This window comes from Kumtagia sp., from assembly GCF_059502445.1.
Genome location: NZ_JCACER010000013.1, coordinates 1 through 7,807, shown reverse-complemented (window position 1 = coordinate 7,807; position 7,807 = coordinate 1). Strand labels below are relative to the sequence as shown.

Below are 7,807 nucleotides of genomic sequence, written 5' to 3'. Positions count from 1 at the left end.
TGCCGATGATGACCGTCATTCCGGGGCCGCGCAGCGGCACCCGGAATCCAGAGCGGTGGTGTCGAAGGAAAAGCGAGACCTCGCAAATATCCAGGCATCTCGAGCAGCGTCGGCACTCTGGATTCCGGGTTCCGCTGCGCGGCCCCGGAATGACGACGCAGAGCTGTCTGCCGCTCCGATACAACTCATATGCGATAGCCCTGCCATAAACGGGGAGAGGGCGGCCCGCCACGGTCGCTTCGCAAATCTCCAGCGGTGCTGATTGGCGAAATCGGCGGCCGGTGCGTTCTTCTCCGTCCTTACGGGAGAAGTGCCCGGCAGGGCGATGAGGGGCGGCGCGGACGGTCAAAGCAAGCAGCCGTTGGTACGAATCCCGATAACCGTAAGGACGGGGGAGGGGATGAATTTTTTTCGCGTGCTGATTTCGACAAGCAGAAGGTGACGCGAAATCAAGCGGTTGGGAAATCCGGCCGGCCGGAATCGCCCGGAATCGGTCAACACGTGTCGCAGCACCTGCCGGAAATACCGGTGCGGTTGCCCTTTGCAGCGTCCATGAGCCGAATGCGCCCGCCCTTCGATCGTCCCTGCTCGTTCTGGCCATGGTCCGCGATAGCGCGAATCCATCTTGACATAAATCATGGAGAGTGAATAATTGCCCAAGATCAAGGCAAATGCTCACCCTTGATATTTGGGAGGATATCTGGATGAAACTTAAATCGCTCATTCTGGGCCTGTGCGGCGCGAGCGCGCTCGCCTTTGCCGCGCATGCCGAGACGATCACCATCGCCACCGTCAACAACGGCGACATGATCCGCATGCAGAAGCTGACGGACGACTTCACCGCCAAGAACCCGGATGTCCAGCTGCAGTGGGTGACGCTGGAGGAGAACGTGCTGCGCGAGCGCGTCACCACCGATATCGCCACCAAGGGCGGCCAGTACGACGTCATGACCATCGGCACCTACGAGGTGCCGATCTGGGCGAAGCAGCAATGGCTGCTGCCGCTCGACAATCTCGGCGCCGACTACGACGCGGCCGACATCATCCCGGCGATCGCCGGCGGCCTGTCGGTCGACGGAAAGCTCTATGCCGCGCCGTTCTACGGCGAGAGTTCCTTCGTCATGTACCGCAAGGACCTGTTCGAGAAGGCCGGGCTGACCATGCCCGACGCGCCGACCTGGGAGTTCGTCGCGGAGGCGGCCCGCAAGATCAAGGCCGACAACCCGGACGTCAACGGCATCTGCCTGCGCGGCAAGGCCGGCTGGGGCGAGAACACGGCCTTCCTGACCGCCACCGCGAACTCCTTCGGCGCCCGCTGGTTCGACGAGAACTGGCAGCCGCAGTTCGACCAGCCCGAGTGGAAGGCCACGATGGACTTCTACGTGAAGCTGATGACCGACGCCGGCCCGCAGGGCGCCTCGTCGAATGGCTTCAACGAGAACCTGGCGCTGTTCCAGCAGGGCAAATGCGGCATGTGGATCGACGCCACCGTGGCCGCCTCCTTCGTCTCCAACCCGAAGGATTCGGTGGTCGCCGACAAGGTCGGCTATGCGCTGGCGCCCGACAGCGGGCTGGGCAAGCGCGGCAACTGGCTGTGGGCGTGGTCGCTGGCGATCCCGGCCGGCACGCAGAAGGCGGAAGCCGCGCAGAAGTTCGTGTCCTGGGCGACCAGCAAGGCCTATCTCGAACTCGTCGCCTCGAAGGAGGGCTGGGCCAACGTGCCGCCCGGCACCCGCACCTCGCTCTACGAGAACCCCGAATACCAGAAGGCCGCGCCGTTCGCCAAGATGACGCTGGACTCGATCAACTCGGCCGACCCGACCAAGCCGACTGTGAAGCCCGTGCCCTATGTCGGCGTGCAGTTCGTGGCGATCCCGGAATTCCAGGGCCTCGGCACCACGGTCGGCCAGCTCTTCTCGGCGGCACTCGCCGGCCAGATGTCGGTCGACGACGCGCTGGCGCAGGCTCAAGCCGTCTCGGTGCGCGAGATGACGCGCGGCGGCTATATCAAATAAGGCGCCTCCCAGTGCCTTGGCCGTCCGGGCAACCGGGCGGCCACCTTTCGCGGGTTGTCGGTTCCGCTTCTTATTGTCTGAACCGCCGGAGCGCCTGGCCACCGGTACGGCATGGATCCTAGGGTCTCCGCGACGGCCTTCGGCCTGCTCCGCCCTAGGATGACGAAGGTGAAGTTGGCCTCTGCCAATCGCCAGCGTCGGAAATTGGCCGAATCGCTCCCCGCTTCGTCATCCTAGGGCGGAGCCGGAGCGCAGCGGAGGCGCAGACCCTAGGATCCATGCCGTACCGGCGACGAAGTGCTCCGGCGGCGTGGAAGGTCGCAAGCCAGCGGCCCGGCAGATCGAAGCAGAAGGCGCCTTGGCGTCCGGTGCCTCCCAAGACCGGGAGGCTGAATTCAGGGCTCACAACGTCAATCGGCGGAGCGAACCATGGCCACCAAGCAGACCCGTTCCCTGGCGCGCCTGATGATGGCGCCGTCGGTCATCCTGCTCTTGATCTGGATGATCGTGCCGCTGGCGATGACGCTGTGGTTCTCCTTCCAGAACTACAACCTGCTCAATCCCGGCAATGTCAGCTTCGCCGGCCTGTTCAACTACCAGTTCTTCTATACCGACCCGGCCTTCTTCACCTCGATCCGCAACACGCTGGTCATCGTCGTCGGCGTGCTTTTGATCACGGTGATCGGCGGCATCCTGCTGGCGCTGCTGCTCGACCAGCCGATGTTCGGCCAGGGCATCGTGCGCATCCTGGTGATCTCGCCCTTCTTCGTCATGCCGCCGGTGGCGGCGCTGGTGTGGAAGAACATGATCATGCATCCGGGCTACGGCGTGCTGGCCGACATCAACCGCTTCCTCGGCCTGCAGCCGGTCGACTGGTTCGCGCAGTATCCGCTGTTCTCCATCATCCTGATCGTCGCCTGGCAGTGGCTGCCCTTCGCCACGCTGATCCTGCTGACGGCGCTGCAGTCGCTCGACGTCGAGCAGAAGGAGGCGGCGGAGATGGACGGCGCCAACTTCCTCAACCGCTTCTGGTACCTGACGCTGCCGCACATGGCGCGCGCCATCACCGTGGTGATCCTCATCCAGACGATCTTCCTGCTCGGCATCTATGCCGAGATCCTGGTCACCACCAATGGCGGCCCCGGCTACGCCACCACCAACCTGCCGTTCCTGATCTACCGCACGGCGCTGCTCGGCTACGACGTCGGCGGGGCCTCGGCCGGCGGCATCATCGCGGTCGTCCTTGCCAACATCGTCGCCTTCTTCCTGATGCGCGCGGTCGGCAGGAATCTGGACAAGTAGGGGGGCGTGATGCGACTGGATTCAATGGATCGGGGTTCACCGGCGGCGATGGTGCTCTACGTTGCCCCCCTCTGTCCTGCCGGACATCTCCCCCACAAGGGGGGAGATCAGCCGTCGTCTCCGATTTCGCCAATCGCCGAGGTTGCAGGAAGAATGCCGACACGGCGGCCGGCTGATCTCCCCCCTTGTGGGGGAGATGTCCGGCAGGACAGAGGGGGGCGCGAAGCTACGCCAGCCCGCAACCCCAATGCCGACGCTTGGGAGATCTAACCATGGCACGCGCCGTCACGACACGCCACAAGACGATCGCCACCATCGCCGCCTGGGCGGTGGCGCTGCTGATCTTCTTCCCGATCGCCTACACCATCATCACCTCGTTCAAGTCGGAGACCGAGGCGATCGCCGGCTTCAACCTGATCCCCTCCGGCACGCTGGAGAGCTACCAGGCGGTGCAGTCGCAGAACGACTATTTCAAGCCGTTCATGAATTCGGTGATCATCGCCGTCGGCTCGACGCTGCTGGCGCTGCTGGTCGCCATTCCCGCCGCCTGGTCGATGGCGTTCTCGCCGACCAACCGGACCAAGGACGTACTGATGTGGATGCTGTCCACCAAGATGATGCCGGCGGTGGCGGTGCTGGTGCCGATCTACCTGATCTTCCGCGACACCGGCCTGCTCGACACGCGTACCGGGCTGACGATCATGCTGATGCTGATCAACCTGCCGATCGTGGTGTGGATGCTCTACACCTATTTCCGCGAGATCCCCGGCGAGATTCTGGAGGCGGCGCGCATGGACGGAGCGTCGCTGTGGAACGAGATCGTCCACGTGCTGACGCCGATGGCGGTGCCGGGCATCGCCTCGACGCTGCTGCTGAACATCATCCTGGCCTGGAACGAGGCATTCTGGACGATCCGGCTGACCACGGCCAACGCCGCGCCGCTGACCGCCTTCATCGCCTCCTTCTCGTCGCCGCAGGGCCTGTTCTGGGCAAAGCTGTCGGCGGCGTCGACGCTGGCGATCGCGCCGATCCTGGTGATGGGCTGGTTCTCGCAGCGCCAGCTGGTGCGCGGGCTGACGTTCGGCGCGGTGAAGTAGATTAGGAGCAGGGGACAGTTTACTTTTTTCCGCCCGCGCAAACTCTCCGCTGCTGCGACCTTTCTGCAGAAGGAAAGTAAACTGTCCCCGGCGCCAACCCTCGGAGGAAACATGGGCAACATCGTTTTGAGAAACGTCCACAAGGCGTTCGGCGCAACGACGATCATCCCGAAGATCGACCTCGACATCGCCGACGGCGAGTTCGTGGTGTTCGTCGGTCCGTCGGGCTGCGGCAAGTCGACCCTGCTCAGGCTGATCGCCGGGCTGGAGGACACCACCGGCGGCACCATCCTGATCGACGGCCGCGACGTGACGGCGGAGGCGCCGGCCAAGCGCAAGCTCGCCATGGTGTTCCAGTCCTACGCGCTTTATCCGCACATGACGGTGGCCAAGAACATCGCCTTCCCGCTGAAGATGGCCGGCGAGACGCCGGAGGCGATCGACCGGAAGGTCAAGGACGCGGCGCGCGTGCTGAACCTCACCAACTATCTGGAGCGGCGGCCGGGGCAGCTTTCCGGCGGCCAGCGCCAGCGCGTGGCGATCGGCCGGGCGATCGTGCGCCAGCCCTCGGCCTTCCTGTTCGACGAGCCGCTGTCCAACCTGGACGCTGCGCTGCGCGGCACCATGCGGCTGGAGATTTCCGAGCTGCACAACCAGCTGAAGACAACGATGGTCTACGTCACCCACGACCAGGTCGAGGCCATGACCATGGCCGACAAGATCGTCGTGCTGAACGCCGGCAACATCGAGCAGGTTGGCTCGCCGCTGGAGCTCTACCGCAGCCCGCGGAACCTGTTCGTCGCCGGCTTCATCGGCTCGCCGCGCATGAACCTGCTGGAGGGAGCGCCGGCCGCCCGCTACGGCGCAAAAACCGTCGGCATCCGCCCGGAGCATATCGGCGTGTCGACCACGGCCGGCGAGTGGAAGGCGACGGTGAGCGTCGCCGAGCATCTCGGCGCCGATACTTTCCTGCACGTCAACGCCGACGGGGTCGGGGCGCTCACCGTGCGCGCCGGCGGCGAGGTCGGGCTCGGCCATGGCGCGACAGTCTACTTGACCCCGGACCTGTCGAAGCTGCACAAGTTCGGCGACGACGGAAAGGCTTTGCAATGAACGGCCGGATATAATTGGTGATAGGCGAGTTTCTGCTTGAGGCAGGGCGATTGCATGCCCTGCGGAAGGCGGAGGGATTCGGAGCGCGCGGCGCCGTGACGATGGCATAGCGCGCAAGGGATTGGATCGCTGGCTGGCGGATCGGAGGCAGGCCGGGCACGGCCGCGAGGACCCCACCCGGCCGCTTCGCGGCCACCCTCCCCTCGAGGGGAGGGAGGCGCCGGCGCCGGCAAACGAAAACGAGGAAGGCCCATGTCCACCAAACTCTCCCTCGCCGATCTGGCAAGCCTCCCGGCCAGGGTCGCCCGTCCCGGTTACGCGCGCGCGGCGCTCACGCCGGGCATCCTGCATTTCGGCGTCGGCAATTTCCACCGCGCCCACCAGGCGGTCTATCTCGACGATCTCTTCAACGCCGGCCTCGACCACGACTGGGCGATCGTCGGCGCAGGCGTGTTCGAGGCCGAGAGGAAGGGCCGCGACATCCTCGCCGCGCAGGACTGGCTGACCACGGTGGTCGAGCAGGACGACGGCCACATGCAGGCGCGCGTCACCGGCGCCATGGTCGACTTCGTCGAGCCGGGCAATGGCGCGGCGATCGTCGCCAGGCTGGCCGACCCGGCGATCCGCATCGTCTCGCTGACCATCACCGAGGGCGGCTACTTCATCGACGCCGCCACCGGCCATTTCGACGCCGGCCATGCCGACATCGTGGCGGACGGCAGGAGCCCGGAGGCGCCGAAGACCGTGTTCGGGCTGATCCTCGCCGGGCTGAAGCGGCGCAAGGCGGACGGCACGCCGCCCTTCACGGTGATGTCCTGCGACAACATCCCCCATAACGGCCATGTGACCATGGACGCGGTGTGCGGGCTGGCAAAACTCTCCGATCCGGCCTTCGCCCGCTGGGTCGAGGACAATGTCGCCTTTCCCAACGGCATGGTCGACCGCATCACGCCGGCGACCACCGACCGCGAGCGCGCCATCCTGAAGGACGATTTCGGCGTGGCCGACGGCTGGCCGGTGTTCTGCGAGCCGTTCAAGCAATGGGTGCTGGAGGACAAGTTCCCGCTCGGCCGGCCGGCTCTGGAGAAGGCGGGCGTGCAGTTCGTCGCCGACGTGTCGCCCTTCGAGCTGATGAAGATCCGCATCCTCAACGGCGGTCATGCGACCATCGCCTATCCGGCCGGGCTGATGGACATCCATTTCGTCCATGAGGCCATGCAGCACGAGCTGGTGCGCGGTTTCCTGGAGAAGCTGGAGCGCGAGGAGATCATCCCGACCGTGCCGCCGGTGCCGGGCGTGGTGCTGGACGACTATTACCGGCTGATCGACAGGCGCTTCTCCAATCCGAAGATCGGCGACACCATCCGCCGGCTCTGCCTCGACGGCTCCAACCGCCAGCCGAAATTCATCATCCCGACCATTGCCGACCGGCTCAAGGCCGGCGCCGGCGTGGCCGGGCTGGCGCTGGAATCGGCGCTGTGGTGCCGCTACTGCTTCGGCGAGACGGACAGCGGCAAGGCGATCGAGCCCAACGATCCGAACTGGGAGCGCATGACGGGCACGGCGCGGCAGGCCCGCAACGATCCGGCGGCCTGGCTGGCGATGGAGGATATCTACGGCGCTGTCGGAAAATCGCCGGTGTTCGCGGTGGCCTTCGCCGAGGCGCTGGCGGCGCTGTGGCGGGACGGCACGGCCGAGACGCTGAGGCGGTATCTGGGTCGGGGGAAATAGCCCGCACGAAGGGGGAAGCGCGCTTGAGGGGCGGTACTGACGCCTCAGTGACCGGCCCCCTGGAGAAAGCGTCGGCGCCGCTTGGCATTGCCGCGGGCTCGCCTGTAGAGTGCCGGCATGGTGGAGGAAATCCCATGTCCGGCCCGGCTCCATGCGGCCTCGCTGCAAGGCAGTGTCGGGGTGTGCCAGGCCGTATCGGCCGATCTTTCCGCCAACGGCCGAGGTAGTCTGAAGCACTCCCTGACCGCCCCTCCGGGCCGCCTCTCCCCCTGCCACAGGGCAATCGCATATGGGATTTCAGGAACTGCTGCGCGGCCCTCTACCCCCACCCCTAACCCCTCCCCACAAGGGGGAGGGGGACTTTGCGGCCGCTATGCAGCGCATAACCGTCGACGATTAGTGCTCGTCGGAGACGTCAGCCGGTCCCTCTCCCCCTTGTGGGGAGGGGTTAGGGGTGGGGGTAAACGCATATGCGACAGCTCTGCCCTCTGCCGGGGCAGGGCAATCGCATATGCCGATGATGATCGTCATTCCGGGGCCGCGCAGCGG

General features: G+C 65.7%; 5 protein-coding genes. All 5 read left to right on the top strand.

Annotated elements, in window-relative coordinates:
• The first annotated feature begins 704 nt into the window (after window positions 1–704).
• The 5 genes from AC5JDC_RS06140 to AC5JDC_RS06120 all read left to right on the top strand — a co-directional run bounded on the left by AC5JDC_RS06140 (window position 705) and on the right by AC5JDC_RS06120 (window position 7,258).
• A complete protein-coding gene (locus AC5JDC_RS06140; protein WP_106774131.1) occupies window positions 705–2,015 on the top strand; it encodes an ABC transporter substrate-binding protein in 1,311 nt (436 codons plus the stop codon).
• Window positions 2,016–2,444: 429 nt separating this feature from the next.
• Window positions 2,445–3,317, top strand: a complete 873-nt coding sequence (locus tag AC5JDC_RS06135) for a carbohydrate ABC transporter permease (RefSeq protein WP_106774130.1) — start codon at window positions 2,445–2,447, stop codon at window positions 3,315–3,317.
• A gap of 272 nt (window positions 3,318–3,589) precedes the next feature.
• Window positions 3,590–4,414, top strand: a complete 825-nt coding sequence (locus AC5JDC_RS06130) for a carbohydrate ABC transporter permease (protein WP_106774129.1) — start codon at window positions 3,590–3,592, stop codon at window positions 4,412–4,414.
• 111 nt (window positions 4,415–4,525) lie between these two features.
• Entirely contained in the window at window positions 4,526–5,527 is a 1,002-nt protein-coding gene (locus tag AC5JDC_RS06125) for an ABC transporter ATP-binding protein (protein ID WP_106774128.1), read from the top strand.
• 252 nt (window positions 5,528–5,779) lie between these two features.
• A complete protein-coding gene (locus AC5JDC_RS06120) occupies window positions 5,780–7,258 on the top strand; it encodes a mannitol dehydrogenase family protein (protein WP_495840051.1) in 1,479 nt (492 codons plus the stop codon).
• The last annotated feature ends 549 nt before the right edge of the window (window positions 7,259–7,807 follow it).

Coding starts and splice junctions, on each gene's coding strand:
- AC5JDC_RS06140 (WP_106774131.1), top strand. CDS start 705: ATGAAACTTAAATCGCTCATTCTGGGCCTGTGCGGCGCGAGCGCGCTC.
- AC5JDC_RS06135 (WP_106774130.1), top strand. CDS start 2,445: ATGGCCACCAAGCAGACCCGTTCCCTGGCGCGCCTGATGATGGCGCCG.
- AC5JDC_RS06130 (WP_106774129.1), top strand. CDS start 3,590: ATGGCACGCGCCGTCACGACACGCCACAAGACGATCGCCACCATCGCC.
- AC5JDC_RS06125 (WP_106774128.1), top strand. CDS start 4,526: ATGGGCAACATCGTTTTGAGAAACGTCCACAAGGCGTTCGGCGCAACG.
- AC5JDC_RS06120 (WP_495840051.1), top strand. CDS start 5,780: ATGTCCACCAAACTCTCCCTCGCCGATCTGGCAAGCCTCCCGGCCAGG.